19 protein-coding genes and 1 pseudogene are annotated in these 18,973 nt (G+C 56.3%); 10 read left to right on the forward strand and 10 right to left on the reverse strand.

Annotation, left to right across the window (positions count from 1 at the left end; translation table 11 throughout):
* The first annotated feature begins 29 nt into the window (after nucleotides 1–29).
* Nucleotides 30–563, forward strand: a complete 534-nt coding sequence (locus ACOZ32_RS00130; protein WP_285254681.1) for a hypothetical protein — start codon at nucleotides 30–32, stop codon at nucleotides 561–563.
* Between the two features lie 568 nt (nucleotides 564–1,131).
* On the opposite strand, the gene ACOZ32_RS00135 is transcribed toward ACOZ32_RS00130, so the two are convergent.
* From ACOZ32_RS00135 to ACOZ32_RS00145, 3 genes are all read right to left on the reverse strand, one after another.
* A complete protein-coding gene (locus tag ACOZ32_RS00135) occupies nucleotides 1,132–2,112 on the reverse strand; it encodes a hypothetical protein (RefSeq protein WP_285254682.1) in 981 nt (326 codons plus the stop codon).
* Nucleotides 2,113–2,212: 100 nt separating this feature from the next.
* Nucleotides 2,213–2,737, reverse strand: a complete 525-nt coding sequence (locus ACOZ32_RS00140; RefSeq protein ID WP_135807374.1) for a hypothetical protein — start codon at nucleotides 2,735–2,737, stop codon at nucleotides 2,213–2,215.
* A gap of 45 nt (nucleotides 2,738–2,782) precedes the next feature.
* A complete protein-coding gene (locus ACOZ32_RS00145; protein ID WP_135807373.1) occupies nucleotides 2,783–3,271 on the reverse strand; it encodes a DUF5790 family protein in 489 nt (162 codons plus the stop codon).
* Nucleotides 3,272–3,494: 223 nt separating this feature from the next.
* Here ACOZ32_RS00145 and ACOZ32_RS00150 point away from each other — a divergent pair, with 223 nt between their 5' ends.
* The 3 genes from ACOZ32_RS00150 to ACOZ32_RS00160 all read left to right on the forward strand — a co-directional run bounded on the left by ACOZ32_RS00150 (nucleotide 3,495) and on the right by ACOZ32_RS00160 (nucleotide 5,927).
* Nucleotides 3,495–4,100 carry a site-specific integrase gene (locus ACOZ32_RS00150; protein ID WP_424334758.1) on the forward strand — a complete coding sequence of 202 codons (606 nt, stop codon included), beginning with the start codon at nucleotides 3,495–3,497 and terminating at the stop codon, nucleotides 4,098–4,100.
* Nucleotides 4,097–4,516: a hypothetical protein gene (locus ACOZ32_RS00155; protein WP_424334759.1), complete on the forward strand. Its 420-nt coding sequence runs from the start codon at nucleotides 4,097–4,099 to the stop codon at nucleotides 4,514–4,516. The genes ACOZ32_RS00150 and ACOZ32_RS00155 overlap by 4 nt, the downstream gene beginning before the upstream one ends.
* A gap of 535 nt (nucleotides 4,517–5,051) precedes the next feature.
* On the forward strand, nucleotides 5,052–5,927 hold the full coding sequence (locus tag ACOZ32_RS00160; protein WP_135830727.1) for a metallophosphoesterase family protein: 876 nt from the start codon (nucleotides 5,052–5,054) through the stop codon (nucleotides 5,925–5,927).
* Between the two features lie 27 nt (nucleotides 5,928–5,954).
* Here the strand turns inward: ACOZ32_RS00160 and ACOZ32_RS00165 are convergent, their stop codons facing one another.
* The 4 genes from ACOZ32_RS00165 to ACOZ32_RS00180 all read right to left on the reverse strand — a co-directional run bounded on the left by ACOZ32_RS00165 (nucleotide 5,955) and on the right by ACOZ32_RS00180 (nucleotide 7,903).
* Nucleotides 5,955–6,383: a PIN domain-containing protein gene (locus tag ACOZ32_RS00165; protein ID WP_285265550.1), complete on the reverse strand. Its 429-nt coding sequence runs from the start codon at nucleotides 6,381–6,383 to the stop codon at nucleotides 5,955–5,957.
* The gene (locus ACOZ32_RS00170) at nucleotides 6,380–6,688 is read right to left on the reverse strand and encodes an AbrB/MazE/SpoVT family DNA-binding domain-containing protein (RefSeq protein WP_349253526.1); all 309 of its coding nucleotides are present in this window, start codon (nucleotides 6,686–6,688) and stop codon (nucleotides 6,380–6,382) included. The genes ACOZ32_RS00165 and ACOZ32_RS00170 overlap by 4 nt, the downstream gene beginning before the upstream one ends.
* A 68-nt stretch (nucleotides 6,689–6,756) precedes the next feature.
* On the reverse strand, nucleotides 6,757–7,140 hold the full coding sequence (locus ACOZ32_RS00175; RefSeq protein WP_285265548.1) for a hypothetical protein: 384 nt from the start codon (nucleotides 7,138–7,140) through the stop codon (nucleotides 6,757–6,759).
* Nucleotides 7,133–7,903, reverse strand: coding sequence for a ParA family protein (locus tag ACOZ32_RS00180; protein WP_168216309.1), 771 nt, complete (start codon nucleotides 7,901–7,903; stop codon nucleotides 7,133–7,135). The genes ACOZ32_RS00175 and ACOZ32_RS00180 overlap by 8 nt, the downstream gene beginning before the upstream one ends.
* A gap of 117 nt (nucleotides 7,904–8,020) precedes the next feature.
* Between ACOZ32_RS00180 and ACOZ32_RS00185 the strand changes: the two genes are divergently transcribed.
* Nucleotides 8,021–8,413: a hypothetical protein gene (locus ACOZ32_RS00185; RefSeq protein ID WP_285265547.1), complete on the forward strand. Its 393-nt coding sequence runs from the start codon at nucleotides 8,021–8,023 to the stop codon at nucleotides 8,411–8,413.
* 124 nt (nucleotides 8,414–8,537) lie between these two features.
* Here the strand turns inward: ACOZ32_RS00185 and ACOZ32_RS00190 are convergent, their stop codons facing one another.
* On the reverse strand, nucleotides 8,538–9,902 hold the full coding sequence (locus tag ACOZ32_RS00190) for an IS66-like element ISH10 family transposase (protein ID WP_010890436.1): 1,365 nt from the start codon (nucleotides 9,900–9,902) through the stop codon (nucleotides 8,538–8,540).
* A gap of 1,155 nt (nucleotides 9,903–11,057) precedes the next feature.
* Here ACOZ32_RS00190 and ACOZ32_RS00195 point away from each other — a divergent pair.
* Nucleotides 11,058–12,293, forward strand: a complete 1,236-nt coding sequence (locus tag ACOZ32_RS00195; protein ID WP_424334774.1) for an RNA-guided endonuclease TnpB family protein — start codon at nucleotides 11,058–11,060, stop codon at nucleotides 12,291–12,293.
* A gap of 64 nt (nucleotides 12,294–12,357) precedes the next feature.
* Here ACOZ32_RS00195 and ACOZ32_RS00200 read toward each other — a convergent pair whose 3' ends face one another.
* Together ACOZ32_RS00200 and ACOZ32_RS00205 are read right to left on the reverse strand one after the other, a co-directional pair.
* Nucleotides 12,358–13,854, reverse strand: coding sequence for an AAA family ATPase (locus ACOZ32_RS00200; RefSeq protein ID WP_232590570.1), 1,497 nt, complete (start codon nucleotides 13,852–13,854; stop codon nucleotides 12,358–12,360).
* Between the two features lie 528 nt (nucleotides 13,855–14,382).
* A complete protein-coding gene (locus ACOZ32_RS00205; protein ID WP_424334760.1) occupies nucleotides 14,383–15,375 on the reverse strand; it encodes a transposase in 993 nt (330 codons plus the stop codon).
* A 100-nt stretch (nucleotides 15,376–15,475) separates the two neighbouring features.
* Between ACOZ32_RS00205 and ACOZ32_RS00210 the strand changes: the two genes are divergently transcribed.
* From ACOZ32_RS00210 to ACOZ32_RS00225, 4 genes and pseudogenes are all read left to right on the forward strand, one after another.
* On the forward strand, nucleotides 15,476–15,736 hold the full coding sequence (locus ACOZ32_RS00210; RefSeq protein ID WP_232590569.1) for a hypothetical protein: 261 nt from the start codon (nucleotides 15,476–15,478) through the stop codon (nucleotides 15,734–15,736).
* Between the two features lie 207 nt (nucleotides 15,737–15,943).
* Nucleotides 15,944–17,160, forward strand: a pseudogene (locus tag ACOZ32_RS00215) (RNA-guided endonuclease InsQ/TnpB family protein).
* 432 nt (nucleotides 17,161–17,592) lie between these two features.
* Nucleotides 17,593–18,504: a ParA family protein gene (locus ACOZ32_RS00220; protein ID WP_285265487.1), complete on the forward strand. Its 912-nt coding sequence runs from the start codon at nucleotides 17,593–17,595 to the stop codon at nucleotides 18,502–18,504.
* Between the two features lie 14 nt (nucleotides 18,505–18,518).
* On the forward strand, nucleotides 18,519–18,959 hold the full coding sequence (locus tag ACOZ32_RS00225; protein WP_285265488.1) for a hypothetical protein: 441 nt from the start codon (nucleotides 18,519–18,521) through the stop codon (nucleotides 18,957–18,959).
* Nucleotides 18,960–18,973: the final 14 nt, after the last annotated feature.

Consider the following 18,973-nt stretch of genomic DNA (forward strand, 5'->3'; position numbering starts at 1 on the left):
GAGTCTACTGATTTTTCAGAGAATAGAATATGACGGAGCTTATCGAGGACCTTCCGGGTGATTGGGAACGAGACCGTGTCTCAGAGGATCCGAATCCGACCTACACCTACCGCCACCAGTATTTGGACGTCGAGGTCAGCGTGCTTGCGATGGACGCTGAGGAGATCGACTCTGAACTGGATGCGGAATACAGCTACAGTATTAGTCTTCGGTGGGCAGCTGATGTGGTCGGCGTGGTTGAGGACTTCTTCGATGGCCCAGGAGACATCACAACCCGTGGTGACGCCAGGGACTGGACACTAGCGTTACTGACGCAGATCGAACAACAATTCGAACCCGGAGATACAGACTACGTTTCCCGGGCTATGAGAGCCACAATGGGTCAGCAGACGACTGGAGGATCATCTAGTCGGATCTCCGATGCTGAGACCTGCCCTGCCTGTGATGCGCCCTTCTTCCAATTCCGCGGGATGGATACCTACGAGCAGGCTCAGAATCACTTTGCCTATATGGATGATGAAGAGCACGAGGGCTGGGATGTTTCGCTCGAAGAGCGACCGTAGTCACGCGTTTGATTAGCACTTTGTACTATCTCACCAACTACTCGCCGCTGATCAGTTTTACCGTGGTAGGATGACCTATATGGGGTTGCCCGTTCTTGTTCCGAGTAGAGGGTGGTTCACTCCCTCTGTCACACGCTCCCGAATAACCTGGCTTTCACCGTAGAAGGCTGTACTCCCCTTTGGAACACGCCACACTATGAGTTCCCAGAATCCTCGACTTGGAGGGTGTCCACGCTGCGGTGAAGAGATCCAACACCACCACGTCTTGATTGAGTACGAGACGGGGGACGAACCACGATACTGGGCAGAGTGTCCAGGCTGCGGCGACGTTGTCGATCCCGACGTATGATACGTCTCTTCAAATACGTGCTCCGCTCGGAAGATGCCCATGAGTCCGTGGTGGAATGCAGGCGGTGTGGCGCAAATCTGGAGTCAGCGGACGTGGATCACTGTCCCGCGTGCGGCAGTTCCGAGGTAGCGAGTTATCGGTTGTGATCCGGTACGCCATCGGGAAATCGCTGCTGGACCTTTCGCTGTCGCTGAAAACGAGCCGTACGCACCAACGCAGTCATTCCTGGGATGTTGTGCGGAACGTCGTTCCCGAGTCGAAGCTCGTGAGGTCGTCAATCCGGGCCTCTAACTCCTCGATCTCCTGCTGAAGTTCTTCGGTGTGCTCATCCGTGGCAGCAAGCTGGTCTTTCAGCCCTTGCAGCCGGGATTGCTTCGTTTCCTCGTCTACCTCAGCTTTCCGGACGTATTCACTCTCTGTGATGTCGTACACGTCCGATTCAGCGAGTTCGGTTACTTCCAGTGCTTCATCAACCTTACTGGAATCCACGGTCGTCACACGCTCTCGGTCAATCCCTGCCTCTTCTAATACGCTGAGTACCTCTTCGTCGTCTTTGAGCGAGCGATTCCGGCGTGACGTGCGCTGTACTGAGCCGTATTGGCCGCTGACTGGCTGGTCATGATGGAGTCGGTCAAGCAGTACGGCACGTACCTCTTGCCGGAGATCGTTCGCATTCCGCTGGACATCTGACAGCAACGTGTAGAGGTTCACCAGCGCGGGCGTCTCTGTCTCTTCGAGGTCGGTCGGATCGTGGCGTTCGAGCGCGTCAATCAGCAGGAGAGCGTCGGCGTAGACTGGAATATCTGGTTCTTCTCGGTCGGACGTTTCACTAGCCACCTCGTGAGCGTCAACAAGCGGGGAGCTCGTTGGCGTCTCCGTCTCTGTCAGCGTCCCGGCTCGGTCATCGAGTTCGAACCTGGGATGGAGACTCAGTACAGTCGCGTATGGTTCGGCGTCTGCTGGCAGTCGGTCCAACTCGAAGCCAGCGTGGGCGTCTTGTACACGCTGGAATAGTGTTTCAAACTGGTCGCGCTGGAGTGGAGTGGTTCCGTCGTCATCTCGATACGTGATGAGGATCCGGTGTTCCTGCACATCGGTCAGACGAAAAGATTTGCGCGATAGTGGCGTGAGAAGTGTCGCATCAGACGGTAACTCCTCAGCGTGATCGAGAAGCGTGTGCCAACTTGCGCTGAACGGCATACGTTGTCTTCATCAGCACAGGCCAAAAGCCTCTGGGCACCTACCGCACTTTGCTCTCTCTTCACCGTATCTGGTTCCGCTGCTTGATATCAGGCTCGTTTCACTCGCTGTATTGGGTCACGATGTTTTCCAGCGGTTCGCGTATTTCTCCCTCACCTTCGACCATCCCTGTTGGGGAGATGCGATACTGCTCGCCCATCTTCTCGACGAGTAACGACCCGTCGTCAGCTTGCTCGATGTCCCAGTCGGCGTCAGCAAGTCGAGCGCGCAGTGCCTCTCTGTCCACTGTCGTGTCCGCACGGAGTGTTGCAGCCTCCTCATCACTCAGTGTCGAGAGCCGCGACTTCGGGAACGTATAGAGCGTCACGTCGTGAGCGTGCGCTCCCTCCGCAAGGTCTTCTGGCGCAGCGTCCGTCCAGTCAGACCAGTGGGCGTCAAGTCCTGATTCAACGAAGGCAACGACCACCGCAGGCTCGTCAGCATCGTAGTCTGGGTTATCATCGGCGACCGTTCGCTCTCCCTCTCCAACCGGAATCGCGTCAATCGAGGCGTCAGGCCGATCCACGACGATCGCCACGTCTGGGTCGTCATCGTCAGTATCAATCACGTACTCCCCACGTTCCATAGTCGGTTGTTCAGCACCGCCGTATAAGGACTCTTTGAGAGTCTGTCACTCGCTGGTTGTCTCTGTGAGGGCACCCTGGCTGTCACTCTGCGCTGGTGATTCGTCGTCACGAGGAGTGGTGTCTACTGTCCCGGTGTCGCCTTGTGGTATCGTGTCGATCGTTTCGAACCGTGTCAGTGCCTCAGTGAGGTCTGTTGCGGCAGCGTCGATGTCGTGGAGCGTTTCAACTGTTTCGGTGAGCGTCTCGATGGCTGTTTGCGTCTCGGTGATGTACTCATCGTCGAAGGCGTCGGCGCGCTGTCCGAGTACGAACGCTTTCTGTGCGTCTTCCAGTGCTGTCTCTATCTCTTCGGTATCAAGTGTCGAGGCCAGCGCGTTCAGAATCGCATCAAGGTCGTCTTCGTCAGTCGTGAGCACCGTGTCGGTATCAGGAACTGCGTCGCGTGCACGAGCGAGTGCGTCGTCTACCTCGGCTTGCATCTCCTGGGTGGCTTCCTCAAACAGGTCATCCTCATCGAAGGTAGTCTGCGCCATACGTGTGTCTCTGTAATGGCTGAGCTATGAACCTGGCTGTTCGGAGGAGAACGATCCAGCTGAGCCAGTGTGCTCTATACCTATGCCGACTTGTGCCGACTTATCATAGAAGTCGTCACTAGCAAACCGCAGATACCCCCTGAAATGGCCTAATCGGCCGATCACACACCACCGTTTCTGATGCTCGACAGATATATGGTGCAAGGTTGTTTTAGAAGTACCTATGCGACTGGAGGCGACCGCGAAAGCGGACGAATACAAGGTCTGGATGACCGACGCCGAACTCGACGAACTCCGCCGAACGGCGGCGAACCATCGCGACGATCTCATCATCCAGCTCGGTGGCTACGTCGGCCTCCGAGCCTTCGAAATCCCCCAGATCCGCCCGGAGCACGTGAAACGCACACCCGACGGCGACCACTACCGGCTCCGGGTGCCAGAGGGCAAGGACACGACTGGGAACGGCGGGAAGCCACGCGACGCCTATCTCCCGGCCGACGTCGAGGGTGATATCCATCGCTACCAGAATGCCGAAGATATAGCGCCAGACGATTTATTGATCGATCTCACCGAGCGGGGCGTCCGCGACGTCGTGAAGCGTACCGCCGAGCGTGCAGCCGCCGAAACCGGCGACGACGACTACCAGTACGTGAGTTCGCACGACCTCCGCCGACGCTTCGCCCAGCGACTCCTCGTCGACCGCCAGATGAATCCTCGCGTCGTGATGGCCGTCGGCGGCTGGGACTCCTTCCAGGCTATCGAACCGTACCTCAACGCCCCAACCGCCGACGTCGTCAACGACGCCTTCGAGGAGGCCGGGCTCGCATGACCGAAGACGACGTCGACCCCGAGAACCCGCGACCGAACGGGCACTATCCCCGGTTTAGAGATAACGAGTGGCATTACGTTCCGGAGGACCTCGCACAGACGATCTCGCTGGGGCCGGGCGGCGACGGTGAAGAGGGCCAAGACTGGGTGCTCACGTACACGCCGGAGCAGCGAGATGAAGATGATCGCGAGAAAGTCCTCGTCCGGCTGACGCCACGCGCGCTCCACGAACTCTACATCGAGACGAAGGACCTCGACGTCGAAACCCGGCAGATGGGCCACCGCGCAGAGTGTGACCTCTGTGGCGAGATGGTCGATTTCGAGCGGGCAATTCCGAACGGCACTGGCGACCCGTGCCATCGTCGCTGCTGGGCCGACGCCTACGGCGCACCCGAGTGGTTTACTGACCACGCGTAGCGAGAATGGGCGAAAATGCGAGATAGGACGGCGAGGGAACCGGTTTCCGGGACGTAAGGGTGAGGTTCAAGCCGGGAAGATGGGGTTGTGGTGAGTGAACAACGCTGGTATCCGCCTTCTGCGATTATCCCGAATCCTTACTTTCCAACCATTCTGTGACTTCTGTGACGTCCATTTTCTCCAAGCGTTCCAAGCCGAGTTCGACGATCAGCGGGTAGAAGTGGCACATCTTCTTGAGTTCACATTAGGTGGTTCACCGATCACGCGTAGCGAAAATCGGTGAAATGCGGAATTGGCCGGCTCATCCACCAGGCTTTGCACCAGCTCGAGGCGGGGCACCGTGAAGATGTACTGGAGTCGGCTGGCGTCTATCGAGCCCCCATTTGCTGAATGTATCTTGCAGAAGAACCAGAGAGGGGCTTCGCACTAAGGAGAGAAGGACTAGCAAGAATAGCAGTGAGAGACTGTTATGAGATATCTCCTTGACGGTGAACGTGGTCTTCTATACACCTGAGTGAGTACGGGGAGTCAACTAATGACGACTAACGATGATGAGACGCTCCGACTTCTTTGTATGGGAGACAACCACGGGGATGTCGACTCACTGGAGCGGGTCGTCGACGGTACTGAAGGCGAGGAATTCGACTTCGTAATTCACGTCGGCGATATCACGAACGCATGGTTTGATGGCGTTGACGAGGGGCGGGAACAGCTCGATGCGGTCACGCCGTATTTCGAGACTCTCCGTGAGCGGGGAGAGCTCCTCTACATCTGGGGGAATCGGGACGGGGCAATCGGCCCGGAACAGCCGTTCCAAGACTACGACCTTCCAGGGACGTTCATCCCCGAAGATGACAGTATCACCGTTGCTGGAGAGACGTTCACGCAGAATCCCGAACTAGTTGAAGACGAGACAATCCTCGTGAATCACTACTGGCACCCCGAACTGCTAGAACACTTCGCGGGGAAGGCATACTTCTCTGGTCATATACACACCGGTCGCTACAAGAACAAGGCTCTCAATACCGCATTCCTCTACCGAACGGCAGACCATGGTGCAGACGCGCTTCTCGGCGCGTACTTCATCGTTGAGATCGCCCCTAACGGAACGTGGAAGGTCGATTTCCGAAACATCGGGCAGGTTCGAAAAGGAATCTGTCCCAAACACCAGGCGCTCGGTGTGCAGTTCGTCCCCGACTACTGGCGAAACGACTGTCAGTTCTGCTACGACGAAGACGAGTTCTACAGTGAGGTCGTCCGCACAGTGCTCTACGGACTGGGAACGATACAAGAGGAAGCCGAGACTGACGAAGTGGTCGAATCTGCAGCCGCAACGTTCGGGGCTACTCCACCGTCTTTCGAATCGAAGCTGCGAGAGTTTCTCGAAGAGCAGGCAGAAGATCATTCATAGCGGCCACTATGGGACGAGAACCAGAATCTATGCCGGTTCTGCCCGGAACCGAGTGATCGGGACGTCGGTGACGTCGTCGTAGTCATCGTCGGCACCGACCAGGAGCATCCCGTCGACGTGCGCTGCGGTCCCGAGTGCGAAGGCATCACCGAGTGCTGGCGAGTAGCGGAACTTGAAATCGGCGGCGGCGGACCACGTCTGTTCGGTGTCGACCCTGCGGATACCACTCTCCTCGAGGACGTCGACGACAGCATCAGCGCGTTCCTCGCCGTCAATCGCCCGGACGATGTAGTGGACCTCGGCGAGATTGATCGCCGAGATGTAGCCGTCTGCTGCGCCTTCAACGGCGTCGACGTACGTTTCGACGGTGTCGCTCCCTGGTTCGTTGCAGAAATAGGCGATGAGTGGTTCGGCGTCGAAGACGATCGTTTCGGGAATCTCAGCCCCGTCCGTCATGCGTCAGCCTCGTCGTCACCGGCGTAGCGCTGCCGCAACTCCTCTTCACTAGCCTTGTCCTGCTCGCGTTCCTCCCGCAGGCGTTCGACTGCTGAACGACCCTGCTCGTCGGTTTTCCCTTCCAAGACTCCACGCAGGTCTGTGACCGAGTGGATGGGACGGACGACGATTTCGCCCTCCTCGGTGCGAACGAACTTCACGCGGCCGGGTGTGTCGATGTCGAGTTCCTTCCGGAACTCTTTGGGAATGGTCGCTTGGCCGCGCGACGATACAGACACTACTTTTTCAGACTCTGCTTTACTCATACTCTCTCAATTCATTACTTCGTCCCAGTCATACATAAGAGTGTCGTGGGAGAGTAATCGGAATCACTCTATACTGAATCCTCTCCTTCCAACCGTTCTGTGACTTCTGTGACTTCCATTTCCTCCAATCGTTCTAGACCGAGTTCGACGATCAGCGGGTAGAAGTGCCGTGTCTTCTTGAGATTTACCTCGGCGTCAGCCTCCGAAAGCGAGAGATCCAGTCGTTTGAACGCAGTCGTGAGATTACTATCGAGGCCGTCATCGAGGTAGAAACTCCGCACATTCCATTCCTTCTTGATGTTCTGTGCTCTCTGTGAAGCCTGTGACTTCCTCTCGGCCCCTGATTGACTAGAATTCATGTCGTTCTGTGACTTCTCAGAAATGGTCTCGTTCTCGTCGTCCTGGTCGTCGTCAAACCGACGGCTCAGACGATCGTCGATTTCGTCACTCATCGGCCACCTCCGCAGCTATCTGCGCATACACGTCGGTCATATCGACTTCCTCGGCGTCTTCGGCGAACACCGAACCCTGGTCTTTCACTGCCCGCTTGATTGCTGCCCGGCTTCGAACGGTCCACACTGCGACGCGTCCTTCGAAGCGCTCGTTGAACCAGTCGATGGCCGCCTGCTGTTCATTGTCCAGGGGATAGGCCACGTTCGAAACAATGAGACCGAGGACATCGACGTGCGTGTCGTAGTTATCCTCGAGCGTGTCCAGCTGGCGGAGTAGATGGTTGAGCGCGAGCTGGGAACTTTCGTCGGCTTCGACCGGGACGAGCAGTTCCTCGGTGGCAAGAACGACGTTATCATTCAGTGGGCCGAGCGACGGCGGCGCATCGATCAGGACGACGTCCCACGCGGTCGCGTTCTCCAGGACCGTCTTCAACCGCAGCCGGGGACGCATCCCGCTCGCGATGAGATCCTGCTCAAGATGAAACATATCGATGTTGGCCGGAAGGAGATCGAACTCCTCGTGAGCGACAACGAGATCGTCGACGTCGTGGTCGGCGGGCGACTGAAGCGCATCGTATAGCGACGGTGGGTCCGAAGTGTACTCGTCTTCGAACCCAAGCCGATGCGTGAGGTATCCCTGAGGGTCCATATCGACGGCGAGAACGTCTACACCATCGGCAGCGAGCCCGCCAGCGACGTTGATTGTATTCGTGGTTTTACTCACGCCTCCCTTCTGATTCGTGATCCCGATTCTCCGAGTCATAGCTTCCATCCGTTCTGTGCTTTCTGTGACTTCAAATAACTACGTCAGACGCGTTTCGGTCTCTTGCCGTCTGAGTTACCCCACAGATTGATACTCAAAGCGAGACGTGGGGTAACTATGGACGGATCCTTAGAGCCGCCCACAACAGAACCGCAAGCGCCAGAGCTACCGAACTATATTCTCGAACCACTGGACAAGCAGTCGCCCGATCGACTCGATGCGATTGCAACGTATGCCACGAAGCTGGCGGCTTGGAAACACGCCGAACGCGAGCGTATGGCTGATCAAAACCAGGAAGAGGAATCGATCAGCGAGGCCCAACAGAACGAGCTCGAGGAACGAGACGTCTCGACTGATCCAGCAAACTACGATGATGTCCCAGCTGGTGGAGCCTACATCACGATTAAAGAGACAAAGCCGGGCTATCACTACTTTTACTGGCAATGGCGTGACGGCGACTCCTGGAAAAACGAGTATATCGCACCGGTGAACGCGAACCAAGAGTCTTGATTGCTCCAGATATCCTCGAATGGTTCTCCCTGTAGTTACCCCACGCATTCAATCATAGATCGCTGGCGTGGGGTAACGTTGAGCAGGAGAGAATATAGCGACTGCTTTGCTGATTGGTACGTGTTTACCCCGAGGTCTCGACAGCCGGCACAGCGTGAGCCCGTGAGAGCATCTCATTGCTGCTGACGACTCGACGAAGCTCTTCGTATGGATTGCGTCCCTGCTGGCGCCACGTCGCCAGCAGGGACAAGACCGTCTCGTGAACGAACATTCCTCGGTCATTGCGGAGCGTTCCGATGATTTTCCGGAGAACTACTGGCTCACGAAGCGCGTTCTCTGCGGCATTGTTTGTCGGAGAGACCGCTGGCTCACCGACGAAGGTGAGCCAGTGGTCAAGACCTCCTTCGATCTTCCCGAGCAGTGTTGCCACTGGTCCGTCGGGTACTGACCGTTCAATCAGCGATTCAAGCTCTCTTCGCGCCACACGCTGGAGGTCTGCTCTCTCACGAGGACTTGGGTCGCTCTCCAGCCGGGCCTGGAGAGCGACGTACACCTGTCTGAGAGCGTGGTAGATCGGTTCACCTTCTGCCTGCTTTTCGGCGGCGTCTTCAGCCTCTCGAAGAATATGCGCCCAACACCGCTGGAGGTTGCTGCTGAAAGCTGGGTACGCCGTCCACCCGTCACAGATGACCGTTCCCGCGAAGTCCTCGCCGAGGACTTCCGCGGGAACATCACTCCCGCGACTCTCTCTCACCGCGTATAACGTATGCTGAGCGGTCTTGAACGTCCAAATCCACGCCTGCTCACCGTCACGTTTGATGCCTGTTTCGTCGATGTGGACCACGTCGGCATCTTGGATCTCTCGACGGATCTGCTCGTACTCACAGCGACCGGCGCGCGCAGCGCGCTCGGTCGCGTGCCACGCGGATGCACCCGAGAGTTCGAGTTCATGCAGTTGCTCGAAGCGGTCAGCGATTTTCCGGTAGGGAAGGCGGTGATCGTACCGTGACAGAGCTGATTGAGCGATGACGTTCACCCCGAACTGCCCCTCATCGGGGCAGTCGGGGTGAGCCGCAACTGTCTCTGTTCCACAGGAATCGCACTGGTAGTAGTGGCGGTTGTACCGGGTGATTTCTGGGGGCTGCGGATCAGGGATCTCCTCGACGAGTCGGGGGCTGACGCCCACCGACTCGTCGAAGTGGTCGCCACACTCAGGACAACAGTCACAGGTGACTTCGATTTCTTCGTCGGGATCAGTTGTAGAACGCCACTCCGGGTCGTGACCGTCTTTTCGTCCGGGGGTGCCGCCGTCAGTTCGGACATCGTCGTCTTCGTCGTCTTGAGAGGTCGGGGACTCGTCAGTCCCCGACCGTCGCTTACTAGGCGGTGTATGTGGATTCTCGTATTTGCGAAGACGTGTTTCGAGTTCTTCGATTCGTTCGTCCTTCTGCTCGAGTTTCTCCTCCAACTCGTCGATTCGCTCTTCCATTTGGAGAAACCGTGAGAGAAGTTCGTCTTTGCTGAGGTCATCCCTATCCACTATGACCACCTCAGCGTTACCTCAGCAGGGTCACCGGGATGGTTTCCGAGCGGAGACCATCCCTGAAGAAGTTCAATTAGCCCTTGCTGAGGGTGCATATCTCCCCGATTGGTCGCCTGCTACGAGACAGTGCCGAAATTCACTGGGGCTAAACACGTACGCTGATTGTATTGCTCCCCCTCCCCCCATTTGCGGAATGTATCTTGAGAAAGGGTCGGGGACATCCTAACATCGAGAATGACCAAAATGTCGAGATCAACTGTTAGAAGACGTTTAGAGGAGATAAAGACGAAGAACAGTTCCGAAGCCATTCCTCTTCATATAGAAATTATATCTTTCTTTCCATTACGCTCTTGCTGTATTACGGATACTGTTACTAGCCCCTTTACATAAAACCTTCTATCTACAAACCTAATTGCAGATATTCACCAAATCAGCTATCTCAAAGTCTATAAGCGCGATTTTCCCGGTTTTAGTGATTCTTGTCGTGATTCTCCTCTCAACCCCACCCGCCTTTTCGTGAGATACAATCAGTAAATGGGGGGAGAGGGTGGGTTGCGACTGTTCGCTTGGGAAGATTCCAGTTCTCAACAGCCGCTCTGGGCTGTTACGGCTGGTCTATTGAATATTTCCTCGATGGGTGATGCGAGAACGACCTCGATGTCTCTGAGAATACCCTCCGACTTCCTCTGCTGTGGCGAGATACAATCAGCAAATGGGGGGATGACGTCTGTCAGACGTTCGTCGATGATGCTCGGACCCCAGATCGAGAGAATACATTCTGCACATGGGGCCTCTCACAGTATACAATCAGCAAACGGGGGGTGGCCACGTACCGCCTCGACCAGTCTCATCTTTTAAACAGTGAAGAATCTTGCCCCAAAGGGCAGGCGTGAATCGCGTCACTCGACTACGAAACCGCCGTTAATCGGCGGAACTGGATTCCATACGTTCGTCGATACACTCTCTGACGAGGCTCGACAGGTTGATATGATTCTCCCGGATCCATTCGTCTTGCTCTTCCCGGATTGTAACGTTTCTTCGGTTCACAGACGGTTCTACAGCATCGGAACCAAAAAGTGTGTAGGATGTGTATCGTGTGGTATGGCAGGGGAGGTGACGAAAACTCTCGAGGCGACACTTGCCCCACCGACGGAGGGGAAGGCGGTACGTCTCCGTCGCCTTCTCTCCACCTACCGCGAGGCGTTGCACGATGCGTTCGACTCCGGTGCGGATACGATGAACGGCGTGTCCGACGTAGTAACGCCGTTCGACCTGCCTTACCAGGCGAAGGCTGCACTGTGCAGCTACGTCCCGAAGCTCCGAAAAACGTACAACGCCAGCGAGTTAGACGACGAACACCCGATCCGGCTCACAAATCAAGCCGCGAAGTTCGACCGCGATGAATCTCGCCACCACGAGATTTGCTGGAACGTGCCCCTGCCGGGCTACGGGACGAACTTCTGGATTCCGCTGCGAATCAACCCCGAGCAAGAATCGTTGTGGCACGATCTCCTCAACGAGGGTGCCAAGGCCGGACAGATCCGGCTCCAGCAGAACCGGAGTAGCTGGGTGTTGCACATTACCGTCACGTACTCGGTCGAAGAACCCGAGATGGACGGTGACGAGACGTACATCGGGTTCGATATCGGCGAATCTACGTTGATTACGGGCTGTGCCCTCAAGCGGAACACGCCGACGAAGCCGATGCTCGAGAGTGGCAGTCGTGCTCGAGCACTTCGCAAAGAGATGTTCACGACACTCCGGCGGCTCCAAGAGCGCGACGCTGCCGAGTGGCGGATCGGTGAACGATTCAACCACTATCAGAACGCGCTGACAGATATCGTCGAGAAGGCGTCTCGAAAAGCCGTCGAGTACGCCCGACAGTTCGACGATCCCGTGATTGTGATGGAGGACTTGTCCTTCATCCGCGAGAACTTGGACTACGGGGAGTACATGAACCGACGCCTTCACGCATGGGCGTTCGCTCGGCTTCAAGGCCGGGTCGAAGATAAGGCCACCGAGGCCGGTGTCCCGGTCGAGTACGTGAACCCGCGCTATACAAGCCAGACGTGCCATGAATGCGGACACATTGGATCTCGTAATTCACAAGCGGAGTTCGAGTGTACGAACGACGACTGTCACGTAACTGAGTTCCAAGCAGACATCAACGCGGCGGCGAATATCGCCAGTCGCGTAGATCCGTGGGGAGAGAGCGTTCCTTGGGAACCGGAACGCGATGACTCGCCTCGGAACGGGAGCGCCTGTGACAGCGCCACAGTCTACCGGGAGACGAGCGAGAAATACTCGCAGATGACGCTCGCGGCCTACTCGGGCTGAAACCTACGGCACAGCCGGAATCCCACTGTCGTGGGAAGCCCCGCCGTTTACGGCGGAGAGGATGTCACGTGCTATTGAATTCGTCGAGCTGGGATTCCACGACAAGCTGGAGGGAATCCTGTTCGATCTCAGTTATCCGGCTGTCCCGCTCAATCGTCTCTTCGACAGTCTCGGGATCGATAGCGAAGGCGTACTCGTTGTGAACACCACGTCCGCGCCCGCGGCCGCTCCGATCCTTCGAGATGATGTTGTACGACGCTAATTCCTTTGCATACCGTCGGAAGGAATCGTCCGATTTCGTGACCGCATCGATGCTCTCGGTCACGTAGCTGTAGACCTCATAGGCGACTGGACCGGGGATCGAATCGAGTGAACGAGTCGCGTGAACAGCGACCGACGTCAAGGCGTACAGAGTGTATTTTTTCTGCGCGGAGAGCCCGTTGATCGTCTTCTGTGCTTGGTCGACGTCGAGTTTCCCCTGTGCAGTTCGAACATGGCGCTCCTCGACGGTCCCGCTTCCTTCGCGGTCGGCCATCTCACCTGCCTTTCTGAGCAAGTCGATTGCCTTCCGAGCGTCACCCTCGTCTTGAGCAGCGAACGCGGCGGCAAGCGGTATCACATCGCCGGAGAGTACGCCATCACGGAACGCATCTTCTCGATGCTCGAGGATGGCTCGAATCTGGGTGGCGTCGTAGTCGGGGAACACGACGTTATCTGGATTGAACGAACTGGCTGTCCGCCCATCCAATTTCTGTATCAACTGGGTGTCGTTGGTGAGTGCAGCGACTGCTGACCGGCCTTCGATGTCGCCCTCGGCGGTAGCGCGTGAGAGTTGATAGAGCAGTCGAGAGTAATCCGGCTCGTCGTCGTTGCTATTCCCGGTGAGATAGTCGATCTCGTCCAGGATGAATAGGATCGCCTCGAAGCGTTCATTGACGATCTCGTAGAGGCGGTCGTACTTGTCTGAGGTTGCCGTTCCCTGTTTTTTGATGCCGACCTCAGCACCGGTCTTCTCAGACACGTCCTGCAGCATCGCGTAGACGGCTTTATCCTCGGAGCTGATCCGCTGGCAGTTGATGCGAATGACGCCGAAGTCGACACCGCGATTCTCACAGAGCGTCGCGACCTCCTCGGCAGTCGCGTTGATGATGAGGGATTTGCCCGTTCCAGAGGGGCCGAATTGGAGAATATTGTCTTGCCGCCCTCCCTTCACTGCGGGGAGGAGTAGTTCGATGATCCGATCTAGCTGCTCGTCGCGACCAACGATGCGATTGGCGTCAATGATCGTATCCGGGTGAACGAGGTCCTTATTGGCAAACACTGACGTCGTCGAATCCTTCTCGTTCAGTTGGCTCTCGACGCGATCCCGAATCGTCTCATTCAATCCGCTAGTACTGCTCCCCTCTTCTGTGTCCGAATCAGGGTCAGTCTCGGCAGATCCATAATCTGATTCCGTAGCAGTCTCACTGTCAGCACCAGATTCGCCGTCTACATCGGGTATTGCACTGTCGTCAGTGATTTCCGCTTGGTCTGGAGTGCTATCCTTCTGCGGCCGGGTCATGAGTCGGACATTTCACCCGAGGGTAAAAGTCGTTGTGTATGCTGAATCTAAATTGCCAGTCCTGGCACTGTACACTCGAAATACCCATCTACTGCACAAATCCGTCTATCCACCGTTTGCAGGTTGTAACGGCTAACGGCGGGTGTCAGTTGCTGAATAGCGTCCTCAGATTTTCTGAGACGTATTAACCAACACGAGTTCTCATTTGCCGCCGAGTGTTGGTTAAGATAGCTGTCTCGGGCCGATCATGGCTGGAAAGACGATGAGATCTACGAGTGCGCATTGAACCGCTACCGCATCACGAATGCCCCCGTCGCTCCGCTCGGGGGCGTGCGCTCGGCTCCGTCAGTCGGGACCCGTGTGAGGGTCCCATCCTTCGGTCGCCTCGCTTGTGGTGGCTGTTAAGCCTCTGTAAGGGTGTCATAGAAGTCTTCTCATAGTGTTGATTACATCCACTTCTACGGTGAATTGGCCGATAAGTAGGTCTGCGAACTTAACAATACGAGTGAGGGTGTCATAGAACTCTTCTCACACTGTGATGATCGTACTTCCCGGATTGTCTCCACGTTCGTAGTTGGTGATAGCGACGACGAGGCGAAGGCACAGGGCAACAAACACCTGCGCCCGTGCGTGGACGCGGCCTCGGGCGTGCGTTCGCCCGAGGCCGCAGTCCTTCACTGATTCGTTGGTTCGTTCGACTCCAGTACGGCGGTTGTACGTCTCATCCAACGTGGACTGCTTCAGCTGCACGTCCTCGCCGTGTTCGGTGATGCGGTCTTCGACCCTGTACTCGATGTCTTTCGGGTCGTCAGTGTTTCGCGCGTTGTACGGCGCGACTGGCACGACCCCTGCGGCCAGCAGGTGGTCGTGCCAGTCGAGCGTGTCGTAGGCGCTGTCACCGACCATCCAGATCGGCTTGGCGACGGCGAGCGCGTCACGCGTGACGCGCATCGCCGTCTCCTCTGGCGCTTGTTTACTCTCTGTGAACTCCGCCGCGATTGGGATCTTTTGCCCGGTCGAGACGATCGTACAGCCGTAGCCGTAGTAGTACTCGTCGTCGGTTGGATCGTAGCACTTCGACGCGTCTTGATCGGCAGGCATCGCCCTCACGTCCGTTGAATCGATACAGTAGGTCAAGTCGAGCAGGCCGCGGACGGCGGCCTGCTCGACGAGTCGGTCAAAGACTTCGTCGACGACGTGTTCGAGGTCGGTGAGAAAGCGATCGACCGCGTCTCTCGACGGCGGTCGATCGAAGCCACAGCTCAGCCAGACAACCGTGTTCCGAAGCTCTCGTTCAACTGGACGAATTCCATAGATGTCCTTGTAGTAGCAGTGGAGGAAGCCACGCATCAGCTCTGGTGGTTCGTGCTCTCGTGTTCGCCCCGTCTGCGCCGGGGCGAACACGTCGAACTCTTCGAGAAACTCGAAGGAGAGGTGCTCAAACAGCGCTAGCGTCTCGGTCTCCGCGACATTGAAGAACGTCTCTACCGAAGGATCATCTTGCAGGGTCGCTGAGGCCATACCATCTCAGCATTCACCCTGCTCTTTGGTGTGGTAATCGTTCTATGACACCCTCATACGAGTGACAAAGACTATTCAAGTATTCTCCCAACAGTGACGTATGATTGAGCGGCAGGAACGGAACATACGACGAGATGGAGCCCTCTTTCTACTCGGCTTCATGGGCATAATTCTCGTTGAAGTCATGGCACCATCAGGGCCGGTCGGAAGTGATGAGACAGCAGTTCACGGCCTTCTCTTCGGTTGCTCAATCGGAATAATGCTTTCCGGTATTTTTCGTGCTACCAGTAAACAAGCCCTTTACTCAACGCTCGCATTGGGGATCGGTTTTGCCCTTGGTGCTGTTATCGACATATTCTGAGCCGGGTCGATAGAACCAGCGGTAAGTAGTTCACCTGTACTTATCGAATCAGGGTACTCACATAGGTTGTGTGAGAGCCGTTCTATGACACCCTCTCAAACTAGGTAGCAAGGCGGATTCCCCGCCCCACCGTGGGCGGGGAGGAAGCCGACGCCCGCTGCCACAAACCTACCAACTATTAAGTACCTTTACTCTCTATTGAAACTCGTGGCAGACGACTACCTGAGACGCACCGCAATCACTCGCCCCATCCTCACCCACGAGCAGAAGCAACTGCTTGATGCCACTATCAACGAGTGGCAAACTGCCTGCAACACCAGCAGCCAGATCGGATGGGAACACGGTGAAACGCGGAAGACGTACCTCCAAGACCTCGCCTACGGCGATGTGCGAGAGGAAACGCGTCTCGGGAGTCAGCACGCAATCCTCGCCACCCACCAAGCCGCAGCCGCACTCTCCGGCGTCGAAGAAATCAAAGAACTGGACGAGGAGTACAAGACATCACGTCCGGAGTTCACCGCCGAGACAGTGAAATACGACACCCGGACGATGACGATATTCGACGACGGAACAGTCTCACTTTCCACGGTCGACGACCGTATTCGGTGTGATCTTGCGTTGCCGGACGACGAAGGTGGCTACCAACACCAGTACCTCAACGATGAGGACTGGGAGGTCACCGAATCCACGCTTTCTCGGCGTGATGGCGACTACTACCTGCATCTCGGCTTTCGCAAACCGAAGCCCGAGAAACAGGTCGAACAACAGGGCGACGACGAGGACAGGACAGTTCTCGGCGTTGACCTCGGTATCGTCAACATTGCCACCACCAGTACGGCGTACTTCGCGTCCGGCAGGGAACTTCGACACCGCCATCGGGAATTCGAGCGGATACGTGGCAACCTCCAGCAGACTGTACACAATCCGCACACCGCACGATTCAGCAGATGAGCGGTAGGGAGTCCCGATACGTCCGTGATGTCCTGCACCGCGTGGCCAACGACATCATCGAAGAAGCACTGGAGCATAACTGCGAGTACATCACCTTTGAGAACCTGAGACACATCAGGGAACGTGCGCCGCCGGTGAAAGAGTTCCACCAGTGGGCGCACCGCCAGCTCGTTGACCTCGTGGAGTACAAGGCTGACGCGGAAGGCATCTGTGTGGAGTACGTTGATCCGGAGAACACGAGTCGGCGGTGTCCCGAGTGTGGACACACTAGCGAAGGCAATCGCGTCAGGCAGGCGGAGTTCGAGTGCGAGAAGTGTGGTGCGACAGCGAATGCGGACTATGTTGGAGCGAAGAATGTTAGGTGGCGGTATATCCGTCGGAGCCTACAGTCGTCGCGGCGGACGGGCGACGGTCAACTCGCCCTGAAGTCAGGAACCGTGACGCCGAACCGGGGATTCGTCCCGTCCGACTAACTGTCGGCAGAGGCCGAGTTCACTGACAAGCCCCGCGCCACCGTGCGTGGAGCAGTTGACTGAAGCCATAAATCAGGGTGTTAAGGAGTACTTGATTCTTGGAATCCAATAGGATGTGTCGAGTCATGGAGTCAGTGAATCAATGAATCAGTGAATCCAAGAGATAGGGATTCAATGAATTACCTACTCCGAGAAGCACAGAGTCACTCATTCAGTAACTGCCAGTTGCAACCACCATTCCACGAGGACCCAGCAAAGCGGGGATTCCAGGATGTGTTGAGTCAATGAATCAGTGATTCTTTGATTCCCACCAAATACATCACCAAAACCGCCTGTTAGCGGTTTATACCCTGAATACGGACCTTTAGAATTTCTAGAGCGGGATTCGATGTCTGGCGTAGATTTATGAATCAGTGAATCAATGATCGAACTATGACCGAGTCACCTCGTGGCTGGGGCGTCACACCATCGACTGGTATCCCCACGATCGCCTTCGGCAATCAGAAAGGCGGGACTGGGAAAACAACGGCGACGATAAACAGCGCCGCAGCACTGGCCTCTCGAGACCACGATGTCCTCGCGATCGATATGGATCCACAGGCCGATATGACGAAGGGGCTGGGATTGGGGCCAGGCGATGATAACGATCCGTCAAGCCCGAAGAACGACCTTCCAAATACGCTCGCGACCGATGACGCAAATGTTCTCGACGTCCTCGTCGACAATCCGCGCACGGACGACACGACTCTTTCAGAAATTATGATCCATAGCGACGATTACGAACACCTGAATTTCGATCTCGTACCGAGCCACAAAGACATGGGGCTTGCCCGGGATTGGATGGACGACGCAGGCGCTCGTCTTTCGTTGAAAGTGGCTCTCGAGGAGCTGGTGGACGACGGCTACGACTACGATTTTATCTTGATCGACTGCCCGCCAGATCTCTCGGTTCTGACGGATGCAGCGTTTATCGCGGCGCAGAACGTGTTCCTGGCCGCACAAACCCAAGCCACATCACGAGATGCCCTAGACGATCTCTGGGATCAGCTGGAATCCATCGAAGACAACCAACAGATCGAGATTGCAATCGTGGGACTACTGGCAAACATGTATAGAGACGATGGTCAGTCACAGAAGTTCCTAGAGGCATTTGACGAGTCATATGCATCACTAGCGCCGATTTTCAAACTTCCAATGCGGGTAGCGATACAGCGCGCGTGGGACAACGGCTGCGATATTTTCGAATGGGAGGACGCGAACGATCAGCAAGTTGAGCGCGATCTTTTCTTGGAGGTTGCTGAAACAATGGAACGGGCGTTCGACAAAACGCAGGTGGAGGTGTAAGTATGCCCCGAGGAATGGACGAGCGATTTGAGGACCCATCAGAGGAAGCAGAAGACGAAGAAGCCGCCGGCAGCGACGAGACAGCAGAGGCGACATCGGAAACAGAGAGACAAGACCGTGAACCTGGAGCCGCCACAGAAGAGCAATCAGGTCAGGGGAAGGGTGCTGGCTCGGCGGATACTAAGTCTCCCACTGAGGAGGCAACAGAAACGGATGATGAACCATTGAACATCCGCGAGGACTGGGACTCAGCCACAATATACGTTGAACCGGAACAGAGCGAGGATATCGAGGTCACATTCACGCGGCTGAAGAAACAGTTGAAGCGAGAGGACGTCACGCTCGAGAAGAACAAGCACTTCTACCGGGGGATTTTCGAAGTGGCGTTCGGCGAGCACCGCGAAGAGACGAAGGAAAAGATCCGCGAACTAGCAAAAGAAGACAGTGATCAATGAATCACTGAGTCTTG

It is taken from the genome of Halobacterium sp. MBLA0001, assembly GCF_049705385.1.
GTDB classification, from domain to species: domain Archaea; phylum Halobacteriota; class Halobacteria; order Halobacteriales; family Halobacteriaceae; genus Halobacterium; species Halobacterium salinarum.